We start from the raw sequence: 15618 nt of genomic DNA, 5'->3' as shown, positions 1-15618 counted from the left end.
GAAGCACATCATGGCAATCATCAATCGACGCGACTTCCTGAAGCTCGGCGGCGCCGGTGCCGCGCTGGCCGCCTGCCCCGGCCTGCGCGTGGCCGCCGCGCCCGGCCCGTTCGACGACTACCGGGCGCTGGTCTGCGTATTCCTGTTCGGCGGCAACGACTCGTTCAACATGCTGGTGCCGTCGAGTGACGCCGAGTACGGCGTGTATGCGGCCTCGCGCCAGAATCTGGCCATCGCACAGGCAGATCTGCTGCCGATACAGCCGCTGGCCTCCGACGGCACGGACTACGGGTTGCATCCGTCCATGCCCGAGGTGCAGGGCCTGTTCGAGAGCGGGCGGGCCGCGTTCGTGACCAACGTGGGTCCGCTGATCCAGCCGGTGACGAAGGCCGCGTTCCAGGCCGGCTCGGCGGTGCTGCCGCCCCAGCTGTTCTCGCACAACGACCAGCAGGACCAGTGGCACTCGCTGAAGGGCGCGAACCAGACGGCGACCGGCTGGGCCGGGCGCATCGCCGACCTGATCCGCCTGGAGGTCTCCGGGCAGCAGCTCGCCACCAACGCCTCGCTGTTCGGCAACACTCTGTTCCAGTCGGCCGGCGAGACGGTGGCCTACGTGATGGGGCCGCAGGGCCCGGTGCCCTTCGAGGGCTTCGGCGACAGCGGCATCTTCCTGGAGCAGCGCCGGGCCTTCGAGCGCATCATCGGCGGCGACTACGGTTCCGTCTACGAGCGCGGTTTCGCCGAGGTACAGGAGCGGGCGGTGGACGCCGCGGACCGGGTCAGCGGCGCCATTGCCGGGGCGCCGGAGCTCGCCACCGCCTTCCCGGCCTCCCAGCTGGGCGAGCAGCTGCGCACCGTGGCGCGGCTGATCGCCGTGCGCGACGAACTCGCCATGGAACGCCAGATCTTCTTCGTGGCCGCCGGCGGCTTCGATACCCACGACGATCAGGCGGAGCTGCAGCCGGGCCTGCTGGCCGGCGTCAGCCAGGCGATCGCCGCCTTCCATGCGGCCACGGTGGAACTCGGGGTCGCCGACAGCGTCACCACGTTCACCCAGTCGGATTTCGGCCGCACGCTGACCTCCAACGGTGACGGTACGGATCACGGCTGGGGTGGCAACCAGCTGGTGGTCGGCGATGCCGTGAGAGGCCGGGAGTTGTATGGAACCTATCCACTGCTGGCGATCGACGGGCCCGAGGATGTCGGCGGCGGGCGCATGATCCCGTCGGTATCGGCGGACCAGTACGCCGCGACGCTCGCCCGCTGGTTCGGCATACCGGACGCGGACCTCGCCCAGGTGGCGCCCCACATCGACAACTTTATCCAGCGCGATCTCGGCTTCCTGCTGTGAGACGGCGGAGGCTGCGTCGAAGTTCTGTCCATCCTGCCGCTCATCCGTTATTCACGGGGCCCCGAAAACAGTCGCGAGTCTTACGACAACCCCAGAGGAGAGAGCGACATGACAAGGACGACAAACCCTTCCAACATCCGCACCGTGCTGGCGATGGGACTGCTGCTGCTGGCGGCGGCCACCACCGCGGTCGCGGGTCATCACAAGAATATGGAGAAGAAGGCCGAGAAGGACATCGTGGACACCGCGGTGGCCGCGGGTGACTTCACCACGCTGGCGGCCGCGCTGGATGCGGCGGGCCTGGTGGGCACGCTGAAAGGCGACGGTCCGTTCACGGTGTTCGCGCCGACGGATGCGGCGTTCGCCGCGCTGCCGGAGGGCACGGTGGAGAGCCTGCTGAAGCCGGAGAACAAGGAGCAGCTGGTCTCCATCCTCACCTACCACGTGGTGCCCGGCAAGGTGACGTCCGGCGATGTCGTCAAGCTGAACAGCGCCACTACCGTGAACGGCCAGTCGGTCGCGATCGACGCCAGTGGCGGCATGGTGAAGGTGGACGGCGCCACGGTCACGGCCGTGGATATCGCGGCCAGTAATGGTGTGATCCACGTGATCGATCAGGTGATCCTGCCCGAGTGAGGCGGGCGAACTGAACCGGGTCGGTGCCATGGACGGCGCCGGACCGCAAACGGTCGGATGGCCGGCACGTTCCCGATAGGGCGTGCCGGTTTTTTTTGCGGCGACTTTTGCTCCACCTTGGGCGCCGCAGGTGCCGAGGCGGCGCAAACTTGTTAGCCTTCCGTTCCGGATTCACAGCCAGAAAGGGTGAGCGACATGGCCGAGGGCCCCGACGAGAAAGAGATGGAGATGTCCGCCGACGACCTGTATCGGGAGGAGGTCTTCACGGATCAGCGGGTGGGGACGATCCGGCGGATGACTCCGGTCACTGCCGAGGGCGCGGAGGACGGCTCCCGGGCCGTGCAGTACGTAGGGCAGACCCAGCTGCTGACGCCGGCGGGCGCGCTGCCGCTGTCGTTCGAGATCGAGGCGAGCTCCCTGGGCGAGGCGGCGCAGAAGTTCGGCGCCGGCGCTGCGGAAGCGGCCGAGGATACGATCAAGCGGCTGGAGGAGATGCGCCGGGATGCGGCTTCTTCCATCGTGGTGCCGGGCTCGGAAGGGGCCGGCGGCATGCCGGATCCCCGTCTGCAGGGTGGCGGCAAGTTCAAACTGTAAGGAAAAAGGTGTCCGGCATCCGGTTCGGGCGTTTCTGAACTTGTTGGCGGGTCAGGCTTCCTGGCTTGCCTTGGCGTCCGCCGTATCGCCGGTCGGGGAGAGCATCGGCCGCGTGGCGTGGTAGGTGAGCCAGCCGGCGAGCATGCCGGGCATGCCCTCGTAGACGTCGTTGTGCCAGCCGAGCCAGCGCCAGCCGATGGCCACCGCGACACCCACTCCGATCATCAGTAACGCCTGGCTCTCGGCCACCCGCAGGCCGCGGGAGTAGACGTAGAGCAGAGGCCCGAACGCGCTGGCAAGCGCCGACCAGGAGAATATCACCAGCGCGAACACGCTCTGCGTCCCGTTCAGGGCGATGATGAGCGCCAGCACGACGATCAACAGCGTGCCTGCCTTCAGCTCCAGCGGTTTCTCGATCTTCTGCGGCAGCAGGTCGTGGGTGAGGGCCGAGGAGCAGCTGAGCACCAGCGAGTCGGCAGTGGAGATGGTGGCCGCAAACAGACCGGCGATCACGATGCCGGCGAAGATCCCCGGCAGCAGCTCCATTGCCATGGTGGGCAGCGCGAGTTCGGGGTCCATGCTGCCGAGGTCGGGCAGCAGCAGGCGGGATAGCAGGCCGACGCCGGCAGCGAAGGTATAGAACACGGTGAAGAAGCCGTAGTAGTACATGCGCGTGCGGCGCAGCTTGCCGGCGCTCTCCAGCGCCATGAACCGGACCATGATGTGGGGCTGGCCGATGACGCTCATGCCCGCGAACATCCAGCCGACGACGAACAGGACCGGTCCGCTCGGCGCCGGCAGCTTGAGTTCGTCGGGGAACGGTGCGAGGAAACCGGGAACGGTGGAGAGTTCTTCCACGGCGGCGCCCACGCCGCCGACGCTGACCAGTGCCACGACCAGCATGATGCTCATGGCGAACAGCATGACCACCGACTGGGCCACGTCGGTCCAGATCGAAGCCCGGATACCGCCGGCCAGGCAGTACAGGGCCACCATGGTCGCCACCAGGATGGCGCCGCTGCTCGGCGTCCAGCCGAACATCGCCTGCAGCGCCTTGCCGCCGGCCGTGAGCTGGGCGGCCGCGTAGGCGCCCAGGAAGGCGAGCGTCAGCAGCGCCACCACGATGCGCAGGATACGGAAATCGGTATCGTGCCAGCGCGCGAGTACGCCGGCGAAGGTCACCTCATTGTGCTTCTCCGTGGATTCCCGCAGCCGCCGGTGGATGACCAGCGACATCAGGAAGTCGCCGACGATCCAGCCGACCATCACCCATAGCGACGCCACGCCGGCCGCATACGTGTAGCCCATGAGGCCGATGAACATGAATCCGGAATTGTTCGTCGCGATCGCCGACAGGCCCGCGAAGGCGGGCGAGACGTCACGGCTGGCGAGGTAATAATCGTCCTTGGTGCCGCGGCTGCGCAGCACCGAGCCCACCCCGATGAGCACGAAGACCGCCATGGCTGCGATGAAGCTGGTCAGCATCTGCTATTGCTACCGTCGGGTTCGTTACCGTCGGAGAGCGGACTGCGGCTCAGGCCGCGTTACGGTCGCCCACGGTGTCACGGTTCTCGACCAGCCTTTCGTGCAGCGCCTTGATCGTCGCGTCATAGTCGCCCTCGTCCACGATGATCTGGATGTCCACCTGGCGCATGCCCTGGTGCAGGGCGATCACGTCGATGCCCGATTCGTGCAGGCAGCCCACCGTGTCCGCCAGCAGGCCGGGCCGGTTGAGGTCGGTGCCGATCACCGAGACCAGGCCCACCCGGCGCAGATCGATATCCGCGTGGGGGAACAGGCGCTCCAGCTCCGCGATGGCATGCTTGGCCCGGCTCAGCGTGCCGGTGACGAAGTGGGTCACGGTGTTCGCGTTCATGTCCTTCGTCACGATGCGCAGCCGGTTGTCCTCCAGCGCCTGGACGATGCGGCGGTCCGTGCCCTTCACGCCGACGATGTCCTGGTCGAAGAGCTTGATCGCCAGCACGGCGCGGCAGCCGGTCACGATCTCCACGCAGGGCTCGTCGCTCACGTAGTCCTGCCGGATCACCGTGCCGGGGTCATCCGGGTCGAAGGTGTTCCTGATACGCAGCGGGATCTCGGCCTGGCGCAGCACTTTCGCCGCGCGGGGATGGACGGCCTCCATGCCCATGTTGGAGAGCTGGTCGGCGACGTCATAGTTGGTGTTGCCGATCTTCTGCACCTTGTCCTCGCCCACGATCAGGGGGTCGGCGCTGCTGAGGTGATACTCCTTGTGGATGATCGCCTCGCTGGCGCCGGTGCGGGCAGCGACGTGACTGAAGGTCACCTCGGTGTAACCGCGGCCGTACTCGCGGAACAGGCCGCTGTGGCACTGGGTGTAGCCGGTGACGATGGGCAGCTCGGCCTCGAAGTCGATGCCTTTCAGTCCGATGTCGATGCGCTCCTCCAGCGTGCGCGGCTTGTCGTCGCGCCAGCCGGTGAGGTCGACGAAGCGGGCCTCCACGCCGTGCATGCGCAGCATCAGGGCCGTGTTGAACGCGCTGTGGGCCTCGCCCAGGGCCGAGAGCATCTCGCGCACGGTCATCATGTGCTCGCCGAGATGGAAGTGGCCGTAGGAGCACAGCCGCTGCAGGTCGATGAGGCAGCTGCGCACGCCCTCGATGCGCTCGAGCACGAACTGGTTGGCCGGCTCGCGTACACCCGGATCGTCGAAGATCTCCTCGTTCTTCTCGATCATCTTCCGGCAGACCTTCGTCAGCGCATCGCCCCAGGCCCAGTCGGACTCGCTGTGGCTGTACAGCGTGTAGACGCCGGGGTCCTTGGTCTTCTTGTCCTCCAGCAACTCGTTGGTCATGCCCGCGTAGGCGGAGACCACGAAGATGCGGTTGTACGGGTCGCCCTTCCGCCGCGACGGCAAAAAGACGTTGTTCAGCGCCGCTTCGCTGTCGGCGATCGAGGTGCCGCCGATCTTCTCTACGGTATGAGTCATCCTTGCTGTGCTCCTCGCGCCGTTCAGGCGCTGTCGCTGGCCGCGGCGTCGAAGCTCTCCGCGAGCGCCGCCAGGCCCCGCTCGAGTTCGTCGTCGCTGATCGTGAGCGGTGGCAGGCACTTGACCACCTCGTCGAAGGAGCCGCTCGTCTCGATCACGAGACCGCGCTCCAGCGCGGCGCGGCATACCCTGCCGGCGGTCTCGCCGTCGGGGCACGCGATGCCGATCATGAGTCCGCGGCCCTTGACGGTGAGTCCGAGGGGCGACGCCGCGGCGATCTCCTCCAGCCGTGAGCGGAGGATGCCGGCCTTGCGCCTGACGTCCTGTTCGAAGCGCGGCGTCGACCAGAATTCCTCCAGCGCGGCGGCCGCGGTCACGAACGCGTGATTGTTGCCGCGGAACGTGCCGATGTGCTCGCCGGGCTCCCACTCGTCCAGGTCCGACTCGATGAGCAGCACCGCGAACGGCAGGCCCATTGCGCTCAGCGACTTCGACAGCGTCACCATGTGCGGCCGGATGCCGGACGGCTCGAAGCTGAAGAAGTTGCCCGTGCGGCCGCAGCCGGCCTGGATGTCGTCCAGGATGAGCAGGATGTCGCGGGCGCGGCAGATCGCCTCGAGGCGCTTCAACCAGGCCTCGCTGGCGACGTTCAGCCCGCCTTCGCCCTGGACCGCTTCCACGATGACGGCGGCAGGGTAGCCAACGCCGCTGCTCGGATCGTCCAGCGTCTTCTCGAAGTAGTCGAGCGTATCCACACCCTCGCCGAGATAGCCGTCGAAGGGCATGCGCACGACGCCGCTCATCGACACGCCGGCGGCATCCCGGTGATGGCGGTTGCCGGTGAGAGACAGTGCACCGAGCGTGACGCCGTGGAAGCCGTTGGTGAAGGCGACGATGGTCTCGCGCCCGGTCACCTTGCGTGCCAGCTTCATGGCGGCCTCGACGGCGTTCGCGCCGGTCGGGCCGGTGAACTGGGCCACGTAGTCGAGGTTGCGCGGCTTCAGGATGCGCTCGTGGAAGGTCTCCAGGAAACGCTTCTTCGCCGCGGTGTGCATGTCCAGGCTGTGGGCGATGCCGTCGCCGGCGATGTAGTCCATCAGTGCCTCTTTCAGCACCGGATTGTTGTGGCCGTAATTCAGGCTTCCGGCGCCGGCCAGGAAGTCCAGATATACGTTGCCGTCGGCATCGACGAGTTCGGTGCCGACCGCCTTCTCGAACAGGACCGGGATCGAGCGGCAGTAGGAGCGCACGTCCGACTCGAGGCGCGCGAACACGCCGCCCGTGTGTGCGTTACTGGAAAGGTCGATCTTCTCAACGGTGGTTTTCATGGCGTTTCTCGATTTCTCTCAGTTTCTCTGAATTTCAAAGGGGCCGATGATCAATTCGTGCTCGCTCTCGTGCTCGCCGCCGAAGTGCTCGTCCTGATCGAACAGCACTTTGTCTTCGGTCGGCGCGCCCAGTTTGCGCGCGAGGCCCTGAAACATGGCCCAGGAGGCTTCGTTCCGGGCCGTGATGGTGGTGCGGATGTAGTGCAGGTGTTCGTTGCCCGGCCGCGTCAGAATGTCCATGATGAGCCGCTTGGCCAGGCCGTGGCCGCGGGCCCGCTCGTCGACGGCCACCTGCCACACGAACAGCGCGTCCGGATGCGGGGGCGGACTGTAGCCGGAGACGAAGCCCACGGCGTCCCCTTCCGCCTCCGCCAGTGCGCTGGTGGCGCCGAAGTGGGTGCACTGCAGCAGATTGCAGTACATGGAGTTGGTGTCGAGCGGCGGGCAGCGCCCGATGAGGGCGTGGACGGCGGCGCCGTCGATCGACACCGGCGCGCGTATGGAGATAGCAGAATCTTTCTGGATTCTCTTTGCTTGCATGGTTTGCCTGATAGGGGAATCTGTCGGTTGGGCTTTGTCCGGTGCGGCGGGATAGGACCCGATAGACTGATATTAGACCTATCGGCGGCCTGCAGGGGCGTCCGGCGTCTTCCGGTTGACAGATATTTCGATATTCAATTAAAAAAGCTGATCGAACAGCGCTACAATTTTAGAAAATAGCGATTAGCGGCGCAACTTCGATTTGAGGGTCAAAGTACTCCTTTCAAGTGAGCGGGTGTCCGACCGGCACAAACATCACTGGGATCAGAGACCTGGAGACGTGCCGCCCGGGGGCCGGCGTACGAGGGCTGAGAGTGAAAGGGCGATGAGTGAAAAGGACGAGATGCTGGAGAAAGAGGTGCTGACCGCGTTGCGCCGGGTCCTCCGGGCGACGGATCTGGACGCCAAGTCGCTCGCGCGCAAGACCGGCCTCACGACGTCCCAGTTGCTCGTCCTGGAGCTGCTGTCGATGGCCGGCGAACTCACGGTGGGAGGAATCGCGTACAAGGTCGGTCTCACCCAGGGCACCGTCACCTCGATGATCGACAGGCTCCAGCAGGGCGGCCTGGTCTTGCGCCGGCGCGGCAGCGCCGACCGGCGGCAGGTCAAGGTCAGCCTGACGCCGGAGGGCCGGGAACTCGTGGCCAGGGCACCGACGGCGCTGCAGACCCGATTCCTCGAGGAGTACTCCGCCCTGCAGGACTGGGAGCGTCATGCCATCGTCGCGGCCCTGCAGCGGGTGGCGGACCTGATGGGTGCCGAAAAGCTGGACGCTTCTCCCGTACTGGACGTGGGTCAGATCGGCGAGGCGCCGTCCACGCTCTAGGTCCTCCGTTTCGGGGTGTCAGGCCGACATCACGCCGCACAGCGGCGGCTCCCACGTCAGCCGGCGGTGCTCGGCCACCAGCCGGTCCAGTTGCGCGGCGATATCGGCCGGGAACGGCGCCGTGCGACGGTGCGCCAGGTCGGCGCCGCTGGTGATGTACTCGAGGGTGGCCGCCAGGTTGTCGCGGCTGTCGTTGACGATGAACATCACGCCGTGGAAGCGCTTCTCGCTGCGGTCCACCAGGCGGGCATGGATGCTGACCGATTCACCGACGTGGATCTCGTTCAGGTAATAGAGATGATGCTCCAGGTCGAACAGGCCCTGCCGGCGCTCCCGGAAGTAGGAATCGTCCATGCCCATCTCCTGTACCATGGGCCAGCCGCCGCGCTCGAACAGGACCATGTAGAACCGGATGTTCACGTGGCCGTTCTGGTCTTCCCAGTCGGGCGGGATTACGTGCGTCATGAGTGCGGGGAGCTGCCGAACCTCGGCCGCCGAAGGTTGTCGTGGCCTCATATTGTCTGCCGTTGTGACCGGAACCGGCGCATAAGCTACCCGCGGGCGCGTGTGTTCGCCAGTGCTCGCCGGTCTCCGTTAGTCCGACGGGTGGTCAGCCGGCCGCGGCACGCGCGGCGGGCCGGCTAGCGCCGGCTGCCGCCGTGGCGATGAGGCGTTCCAGGTCACCCGCCAGCAGCAGTTCGGGGTCGCGAGGGTGGATGGCGAGCCGCAGCGGCCGTCCCGGCGCTGCCAGCGCGAGGGCCGTCCGGTTGAGTACGCGCAGCACCAGCGCCCGGGAGCGTGTGTCCGCCTCGAAGCCGGCGAGCGGCAGCGAGCGGAAGCGTCCCGTCCCTGCGTCGTACAGTCCGGTGAGGGTCTCGAAGTAGCGGAAGCCGAGGCCGTGCAGGCGTTGCCGCGGGATGGAGCCCATCGCCCAGGCCGGCGGCACGTAGGTGTCGGGCTGGGGCAGGCCGTGGCGCGGGAACCATTCGCCGCAGCGGCGGATCAGCGCCTCGATGCCGGCCGCGTCCAGGCACAGATGTTCCGCCACGTCGCGGGAGAGGAACGCGCTGTGCAGGCGGTGCCGGAGCCCCCGGATCCGGGCGCAGCGGTGCTGCCAGCCATGTCCGGCCAGGGTATGGCCGCGGGCCAGCAGGCCGTGCAGCCTGTCCAGGGTCTCGCCCGTCCAGCCGACGCCGGGTACGACGAGCAGCGTCGCGGTACCGGCGCCGGCGGCCTCCAGCGCGGCGAGGATGCCGGCCACCCGGTCGAGGTTCTCCGGCATCACGTCGTGCACCGAAACCAGGATCTCCGGAACGGCCTCAGCCACTGTCGGTGTCTCCCTGCAGCCAGCCGATCCAGGTGCGCAGATTCCAGTCGTTTAGCCGGCGTGCCGCCAGATGGGCTTGGCGGCCCATTTCGGCGCGCACGGCCGGCGCCGCCGCGCAGGCCCGTATGACGGCCTGTATCACACTCTCGTTCGCGCCGATGCGGAACAGGCCGGCTTCGAGCTCGGGCCATTCGGCGATGCCGCAGTCGCCGGACACGATGACCGGCCGGCCGCGGGCCATGCCTTCGAGCGCCACGGTGCCGAACGACTCGACCCGGGACGGCAGCAGGAGCATGTCGTGGGCGTCCAGCGTGTCGATCAGCCGCTCCCGGGGCACCCAGCCCAGGTAATCCAGGTTCGGCAGCCGCGCGGCCGCGGCCGCGACGGCGGGGCGCATGGGCCCGTCGCCCGCGATGCTGACCCGCAGGCCCGGCAGCCGTTCGGTCACGTCCAGTACCGCGGGCAGGTTCTTCTCCTCGGCGAGCCGTCCGGCGAACAGGAGGCGGCGCACTGCGGGCGCGGGTGCGACGAGCGGACGGTCGAGGAACTCCCGCGGCACCGAGGTGCCCATGAGCCGCGTGCCGCGGGCACCGAGACGGTCCGCCAGACGGGCCATCTCCGGGGAGTTGGCCAGCACCAGTGCGCTGTGACGGAACAGCAGCCGGTGACAGCGCTCCAGGTAGCCGCGGCTCAGCCGGCCGAAGGCGTCCCTCCAGTAGATGTCCGCCAGCTGCTCGAAGTGGGTGTGGAAGCCCGTGATCAGGGGGATGCCCAGACGCCGTGCCGCCAGCAGGCCCATCAGGCCGAAGGGGCCCGGGGTGGGCACCACCACAGCGTGAGGCGCCAGCGTGGTCAACCGGCGCCACAGCCGGAACGGGCGCGGGAACCACAGACGCTGGGTCCGGTCCCCCGGCAGCGGCGGCACCAGCCGGCGCCGCCAGCCCTGCAGGCTGTCCTGCGGACAGAACAGCTCCGCGCGTCCGACCCGGGAGGCGAGCTGGCCGACCAGGTCGCTGTAATACGAGCCCACGCCGTTGCGTTCGGCCACCGCGTCGGAAACGACGGCGACGCGCAGACGCTCGCAACGGGAGCGGGCCGGCGCGCTCTCGCGCAGTCGGGACTGCAGCGCTTCTGTTGCCATCATGTCTGCGGCTCCTCCTTGCGTGTCCAGGCGGCGAAGCGCCGCCGCACTTGCGCCATGTCGATGCCCCAGGAGGACAGCGGCGGCGCCTCGGCCGGAACGTGGGGCCGGCGCCGCTCGAGCTGCCCGAGACGCGCCGCCAGCGCGCCGGTCACCGTGAGACCCAGCCGCTCGTACAGGCGGCGTACCAGCGCCGCCGGGTCGGCGGCCAGTTCCGCCATCGGGGCAGACGCGATGCGCTCCGGCGGCAGTTCCGCACGCAGGTTCTCCAGGTTCCGGTAGTAGAAAGCCAGGCAATCGAGCAGCCGTGCCCGGAAAAGCGGGTCGTCGGGCGGGACGCCGAACAGGCGCAGGCCGTCGGCCACCGAATGGAATTGCGAGGCGATTACCTCGACGGCGTCCCGTTCGCAGACGACGAAGCGGGCATCCGGGAATTCGCGCGCCAGGCTCCGTGCCATGCCCGCGAAAGCGGCGTTCTTCGACAGCAGCGTCCTGTCCGGGCCGTGGGCGTAGAGGTGACGCTGCAGGCAGCGCCGGTACCAGGCCAGCAGCCGCCGACGCTCCGCCTCGGGCATGTCCCTGTCGAATGTGCCCATGCGCCACACCCAGCGCGCCTCGGGGAAGGGCACGACGAGGATGAAGCAGCACAGCAGCGGCAGGAAGCAGAAGTAGTCCTCTTCCGGTTCGGCGAGTCCGAGTGGGTGCTTGTCGTCGATCCGGCGCAAGGCGGCGCGCCCCGTGGCTGCGAGCGCGCGGGCCCCCGGGGACCCGATCAGCCGGTCGGCCGCGGCGAGGGCGGTCCAGAATCTCCGCTCCGTGATGCTCGGGGCGAACAGGCACTCCCAGGTGGCGAAGGTCGTGTAACGGGTGTCGGCCGCCAGCAGGCGGTGCAGGTAGGTCGTGCCGCTGCGCGGTGTGCCGAGCACGAATACGGGCTCACGGATCGCGACCCGCCGATAGCCGCGGAAGAACACCTCGTCCAGCAGGAAGCCGATCCAGTGCGCGGCCTGCAGCAGCAGGAGCGCCGGCAGGAACACTGCCCCGACCGCGACGCGGCGGACATAGCGGAGGAGTCCCGGGAAGCGGGAGGGGGCGAGGGTCTGGCGGCAGAGTCCGGCGATCCTCGCTGCGATGCTGAACGGCGTCGCTGTCATGTCGGGGCAGGCGCGACCTGATGGTTGATCCGTTTCGTAACGGCATCGTGACAGGGATGTGTGGCAGAAATGTTGCAGCCGGCCACGGGCGTGGTGCGGGCCATTTGCATTGCCCGGGACCGTTGCCGAGAATGAGCGCGCGCGGATCCAGATTGATTCTTGAACCCGTCGGCGCGAGCCGACGCTAGCGGAGAGTTGTTATGAGCGAATATTCCGATCCGGCAGGACGCCGGAAATTCCTGAAGCTGGTGGGCGGCACGGCGGTGCTCGTGCCCCTCGCGGGACTGGCGGCATGCTCGGGCGGCGGCGACTCCGCTCCTGCGAGCGGGGGTGGCGCGAAGCCCTCTGCCGACGAGGGATCCGGCAGCGGAGCCGACATGGCGAAAGATGCGGCCGGGGATGCGGGCATGAGTCAGGAGTCGGCGCAGGCGGCCGCAGAGACGGCGAAATCCCAGGCCGGCGAGGCAGCTGCGGGCGGAGACAGCCGGCCGAAGCTGTCCCTGGACGACCCGCAGGCGAAGGCGCTCGGCTACGTGCACGACGCCAGCAACGTGGATCAGAGCAAGTACGCCCGCTATCAGCCCGGCCAGGCATGCAGCAACTGTCAGCTGTTCCAGGCCAAGGGCGACGAGGAATGGGCCGGCTGCTCTCTCTTCCCGGGCAAACTGGTGAACAGTGCCGGCTGGTGCAGCGCCTACGCACCGAAGGCCTGAGTCCCCCGCTCGTCAGCACTTGACGGCCGCCCCCGGGCGGCCGTTTTTCGTTCCGCCGGCGATCCGTTCCCGAATCAGTCCAGCGGGATCGCGGTCGTAAACTTGAACTCCTCCATCGAGAAGCTGGAACTCACATCCGAGAAATCCACCATCTCGATCATCTGCTTGTAGACGGCGTCGAAGCCGTTGATGTCGCGCACCAGCACGCGCAGCAGATAGTCGATATCACCGCTAAGACGGTGCACCTCCACGATCTGGGGGATGCTCTGGACCATCTCTCGGAAGCGTTCGGTCCATGCGGCGTTGTGCTGATTGGTGCGCACTGCCACGAACACGGTGATGGGCACGTCGAGCTTGTGCCGGTCCAGCAGTGCGACCCGCTTGCGGATGACGCCTTTCTCTTCCAGTTGCTGGATACGCCGCCAGCAGGGCGTACGCGACAGTCCCACCTGCTCCGCGATCTCCGCCACCGGCAGCGAGGCGTCCTCCTGCAGCAGCGCGAGGATTTGCTTGTCTTTCTTGTCCACGAAACATCATCCCCAGAATCTGAGCCTTGTTAGTAAAATAACCTAACACGTTTCACATTTATGGCCAATTTTGCACCAAGAGGCTCCCGTCCTGCTGCTACCGTTTCGTGTACGTGAATGCGCGAAGCAGGGAGAGAGCCCATGGCGGTTTCAGCAGACAAGATGCATGAGTGGCGGCCCGGCGGCGGACGCGAGGCTCCCACGGTTGCGCAAGCCATCGATTTCGACGAATACGTCCGCCGTGTAAGCGCACTGTGCGAAGCGTGCAGTGAAGACCGGCTGGCGAGCCGCGTCGGCCGCGAGGTGCGGCGCCTGATGGCCGCCGACGACTGGTTGCCGGCCGAATGCCGGGCAGCGGGTGCGGAGACCTATCGCCGCCACGTGCTCTACGCCGATCCGCAAGGGCGCTTCACGGTGCTGTCCGTCGTGTGGCGGCCGGGCCAGGGCACTCCCGTTCACGGGCACACGGCGTGGGGTGCCGTGGGCGTGTACAGTGGCGCGCCGAGCGTCGCCAACTATCGCCTGGCGTGCGACGGCGCCGTCGAACTCGCCTGCGAGGCGGTCTGCGCGCCGGGCGACGTGACCTGCGTACAGCCGGGCATCGATTATCCCCACCGGGTTCACAACGCGAGCGACGACGTCGCGATCACCGTCCACACCTACGGCCGCGACCTGATCGCGGACCCGGCGAGCATCAACATCGAATTGTAGGAGCGCCTCGTAGGAGGGCCTTCAGGCCCGATTCGTTATCTTGATCGGGCCTGAAGGCCCTCCTACATTCGTTCCCGGATCCGCTCACTCCTCCGCGTCGGGATCAGGAACCCGCTCGAACGTACGGAAATAACAGCGCTCGTCCCGCGTAAGAATCGAGCTGAATTTGTCCAGATCACCGGTGGCGTCCGTCGCGAAGGCGATGGTGTTCGCGAACGGCAGGCTGGTGCACGGGCTGAAGAAAGTCGCGCGGTACCACTGACCGCGGCGTCCCTCGATCAACACCGCCCTGCCGTTGTCGACCGAGCGCCAGTCACGGATACCGCCCAGATCGGCAAAGTGCAGTACCGCGCTCGGGCCGGCAGGCGGCTCGTTGGGCGAGGTCTGCGTGGCGCAGCCGGCCAGCAGAGCGACGGCTGCCACCGGCAGCATCATCCTGGCTGTCCTGTTCATCGATCCTCCTTGCCGCGGCGAATGAGTGCCGCGTCGTTGCGGTAGAGATGCGTGTGCCCGGCGGCCGATTCAAGGGTCCGGCTTTGCACGACCGGTCGAATCTGACACAGTTCGGCCGGCAACGGACTGGACTATTGCCTGCACGGCCGCAGGCCGATCGCGGGCAGGACCGCATGCACCGGGAGCAGCAACTGATGGCGCGTATGGAATCGATCTGCGTATTCGCGGGATCCAGCAGCGGCACCCGTCCGGCTTACGCGAGCGCTGCCGAAAAACTCGGCCGGGCCATCGCGGAACGCGGCTGGCGGGTGGTGTACGGCGGCGGCCGGGTCGGACTGATGGGCGTGCTCGCCGATGCGGCGCTGGCGGCCGGCGGCGAGGTCATCGGCGTGATCCCCGAGGCGCTGCTCCGCAAGGAAGTGGGCCACCAGGGACTCACCGACCTTCGCGTGGTGCAGACCATGCATCAGCGCAAGGCACTGATGTCGGAACTCTCGGACGGCGTGGTGGCGCTGCCCGGCGGTCTCGGCACGCTGGAAGAGCTGTTCGAGATACTCACCTGGGCGCAGCTCGGCATCCACGCCAGGCCCTGCGGCATGCTGAACGCCGGCGGCTACTACGACGACCTGCTCACGTTCCTCGACCAGACCGTCAGCGAGGGTTTCGTGCGCGGAGAGCACCGGGACATGATTCTCGCGGCCGGGGACGCGGCCGCGCTGCTGGATCTCATGGCCGGCTACACGCCGCGCTACACGGCCAAGTGGATGGACCGGGACGAGACCTGAACGCCGGCACGGGTCGTCGCGGCTCGTGCACGACTCATCGCAGATGACCCCGCAGCGGCTCCGGCCGACGGCACACTGGCCCCATGGCCAGCGGGGGAACAGCGATGAAGCTGACGATCAACGAGAGGACGCATGCCTGGGACGGCGACCCGGACCAGCCCCTGCTCTGGGTGCTGCGCGACGAGCTCGGTCTGACCGGCAGCAAGTTCGGCTGCGGGATCGGTGTCTGCGGCGCCTGCACCGTGCATGTGGACGGCCGCGCCCGCAACGCCTGCCGATTACCGATGCGCGAGCTCGACGGCGCGCGGGTGACCACCATCGAGGGGCTCTCCCCGGATGCCGCCCACGCCGTGCAGCGGGCCTGGGCCGACGAGGACGTGCCCCAGTGCGGCTACTGCCAGGCCGGCCAGATCATGGCGGTGGTGGACCTGCTCCGGCGCGTGCCGGCGCCGGACGACGTAGACATCGACCGCCTGCACTCCAACCTCTGCCGCTGCGGCACCCACGTTCGCATACGCCGCGCCATCCACCGGGCGGCGCGCTACCTGAGGGAAGAGGCCTGAG

18 protein-coding genes are annotated in these 15618 nt (G+C 67.7%); 8 read left to right on the top strand and 10 right to left on the bottom strand.

What is annotated here, in order from left to right:
- Nucleotides 1-10: 10 nt before the first annotated feature.
- The 3 genes from ACJMKZ_RS06605 (at nucleotide 11) to ACJMKZ_RS06595 (ending at nucleotide 2581) form a co-directional block, all read left to right on the top strand.
- Nucleotides 11-1351, top strand: coding sequence for a DUF1501 domain-containing protein (locus tag ACJMKZ_RS06605; protein ID WP_405232395.1), 1341 nt, complete (start codon nucleotides 11-13; stop codon nucleotides 1349-1351).
- 108 nt (nucleotides 1352-1459) lie between these two features.
- The gene (locus ACJMKZ_RS06600; protein ID WP_405232394.1) at nucleotides 1460-1987 is read left to right on the top strand and encodes a fasciclin domain-containing protein; all 528 of its coding nucleotides are present in this window, start codon (nucleotides 1460-1462) and stop codon (nucleotides 1985-1987) included.
- Between the two features lie 195 nt (nucleotides 1988-2182).
- Nucleotides 2183-2581 carry a hypothetical protein gene (locus ACJMKZ_RS06595; protein WP_405232393.1) on the top strand — a complete coding sequence of 133 codons (399 nt, stop codon included), beginning with the start codon at nucleotides 2183-2185 and terminating at the stop codon, nucleotides 2579-2581.
- A gap of 51 nt (nucleotides 2582-2632) precedes the next feature.
- On the opposite strand, the gene ACJMKZ_RS06590 is transcribed toward ACJMKZ_RS06595, so the two are convergent.
- The 4 genes from ACJMKZ_RS06590 to ectA are packed head-to-tail and all read right to left on the bottom strand — an operon-like array spanning nucleotide 2633 to nucleotide 7417.
- The gene (locus ACJMKZ_RS06590; protein WP_405232392.1) at nucleotides 2633-4066 is read right to left on the bottom strand and encodes a sodium/proline symporter; all 1434 of its coding nucleotides are present in this window, start codon (nucleotides 4064-4066) and stop codon (nucleotides 2633-2635) included.
- 49 nt (nucleotides 4067-4115) lie between these two features.
- On the bottom strand, nucleotides 4116-5549 hold the full coding sequence (locus tag ACJMKZ_RS06585; RefSeq protein WP_405232391.1) for an aspartate kinase: 1434 nt from the start codon (nucleotides 5547-5549) through the stop codon (nucleotides 4116-4118).
- A gap of 23 nt (nucleotides 5550-5572) precedes the next feature.
- Entirely contained in the window at nucleotides 5573-6877 is a 1305-nt protein-coding gene (gene ectB / locus ACJMKZ_RS06580; RefSeq protein WP_405232390.1) for a diaminobutyrate--2-oxoglutarate transaminase, read from the bottom strand.
- An 18-nt stretch (nucleotides 6878-6895) separates the two neighbouring features.
- Complete coding sequence (gene ectA, locus ACJMKZ_RS06575) at nucleotides 6896-7417, bottom strand: diaminobutyrate acetyltransferase (protein ID WP_405232389.1); 522 nt, start codon at nucleotides 7415-7417, stop codon at nucleotides 6896-6898.
- Between the two features lie 325 nt (nucleotides 7418-7742).
- On the opposite strand from ectA, the gene ACJMKZ_RS06570 reads away from it, so the two are divergent.
- Complete coding sequence (locus tag ACJMKZ_RS06570; RefSeq protein ID WP_405232388.1) at nucleotides 7743-8243, top strand: MarR family winged helix-turn-helix transcriptional regulator; 501 nt, start codon at nucleotides 7743-7745, stop codon at nucleotides 8241-8243.
- Nucleotides 8244-8261: 18 nt separating this feature from the next.
- On the opposite strand, the gene ACJMKZ_RS06565 is transcribed toward ACJMKZ_RS06570, so the two are convergent.
- From ACJMKZ_RS06565 to ACJMKZ_RS06550, 4 genes are all read right to left on the bottom strand, one after another.
- Complete coding sequence (locus ACJMKZ_RS06565) at nucleotides 8262-8708, bottom strand: thioesterase family protein (protein WP_405232387.1); 447 nt, start codon at nucleotides 8706-8708, stop codon at nucleotides 8262-8264.
- A gap of 145 nt (nucleotides 8709-8853) precedes the next feature.
- Nucleotides 8854-9570 (bottom strand): polysaccharide deacetylase family protein, encoded by a 717-nt coding sequence (locus ACJMKZ_RS06560; RefSeq protein ID WP_405232386.1) that lies wholly within the window; start codon nucleotides 9568-9570, stop codon nucleotides 8854-8856.
- Nucleotides 9563-10714, bottom strand: a complete 1152-nt coding sequence (locus ACJMKZ_RS06555) for a glycosyltransferase (protein WP_405232385.1) — start codon at nucleotides 10712-10714, stop codon at nucleotides 9563-9565. Before ACJMKZ_RS06555 ends, ACJMKZ_RS06560 begins: the two co-directional genes overlap by 8 nt.
- Nucleotides 10711-11865 carry a sulfotransferase family protein gene (locus ACJMKZ_RS06550; protein WP_405232384.1) on the bottom strand — a complete coding sequence of 385 codons (1155 nt, stop codon included), beginning with the start codon at nucleotides 11863-11865 and terminating at the stop codon, nucleotides 10711-10713. Before ACJMKZ_RS06550 ends, ACJMKZ_RS06555 begins: the two co-directional genes overlap by 4 nt.
- A 200-nt stretch (nucleotides 11866-12065) precedes the next feature.
- Here ACJMKZ_RS06550 and ACJMKZ_RS06545 point away from each other — a divergent pair, with 200 nt between their 5' ends.
- Nucleotides 12066-12578, top strand: a complete 513-nt coding sequence (locus ACJMKZ_RS06545; RefSeq protein WP_405232383.1) for a high-potential iron-sulfur protein — start codon at nucleotides 12066-12068, stop codon at nucleotides 12576-12578.
- Nucleotides 12579-12652: 74 nt separating this feature from the next.
- Here ACJMKZ_RS06545 and ACJMKZ_RS06540 read toward each other — a convergent pair whose 3' ends face one another.
- Complete coding sequence (locus ACJMKZ_RS06540) at nucleotides 12653-13105, bottom strand: Lrp/AsnC family transcriptional regulator (RefSeq protein WP_405232382.1); 453 nt, start codon at nucleotides 13103-13105, stop codon at nucleotides 12653-12655.
- A 141-nt stretch (nucleotides 13106-13246) separates the two neighbouring features.
- On the opposite strand from ACJMKZ_RS06540, the gene ACJMKZ_RS06535 reads away from it, so the two are divergent.
- The gene (locus tag ACJMKZ_RS06535) at nucleotides 13247-13816 is read left to right on the top strand and encodes a cysteine dioxygenase family protein (protein WP_405232381.1); all 570 of its coding nucleotides are present in this window, start codon (nucleotides 13247-13249) and stop codon (nucleotides 13814-13816) included.
- Between the two features lie 84 nt (nucleotides 13817-13900).
- On the opposite strand, the gene ACJMKZ_RS06530 is transcribed toward ACJMKZ_RS06535, so the two are convergent.
- Entirely contained in the window at nucleotides 13901-14269 is a 369-nt protein-coding gene (locus ACJMKZ_RS06530; RefSeq protein ID WP_405232380.1) for a DUF6491 family protein, read from the bottom strand.
- Nucleotides 14270-14472: 203 nt separating this feature from the next.
- Between ACJMKZ_RS06530 and ACJMKZ_RS06525 the strand changes: the two genes are divergently transcribed.
- Nucleotides 14473-15054 carry an LOG family protein gene (locus ACJMKZ_RS06525; protein WP_405233147.1) on the top strand — a complete coding sequence of 194 codons (582 nt, stop codon included), beginning with the start codon at nucleotides 14473-14475 and terminating at the stop codon, nucleotides 15052-15054.
- Nucleotides 15055-15158: 104 nt separating this feature from the next.
- On the top strand, nucleotides 15159-15617 hold the full coding sequence (locus tag ACJMKZ_RS06520; protein WP_405232379.1) for a (2Fe-2S)-binding protein: 459 nt from the start codon (nucleotides 15159-15161) through the stop codon (nucleotides 15615-15617).
- Nucleotide 15618: the final 1 nt, after the last annotated feature.

Origin of the sequence: Lentisalinibacter salinarum (genome assembly GCF_040706555.1) — a bacterium.
Lineage (GTDB): Bacteria > Pseudomonadota > Gammaproteobacteria > Steroidobacterales > Woeseiaceae > Lentisalinibacter > Lentisalinibacter salinarum.
The sequence above is the reverse complement of the archived record's forward strand: the minus strand, read 5'-3'. Positions and strand labels throughout refer to the sequence as shown.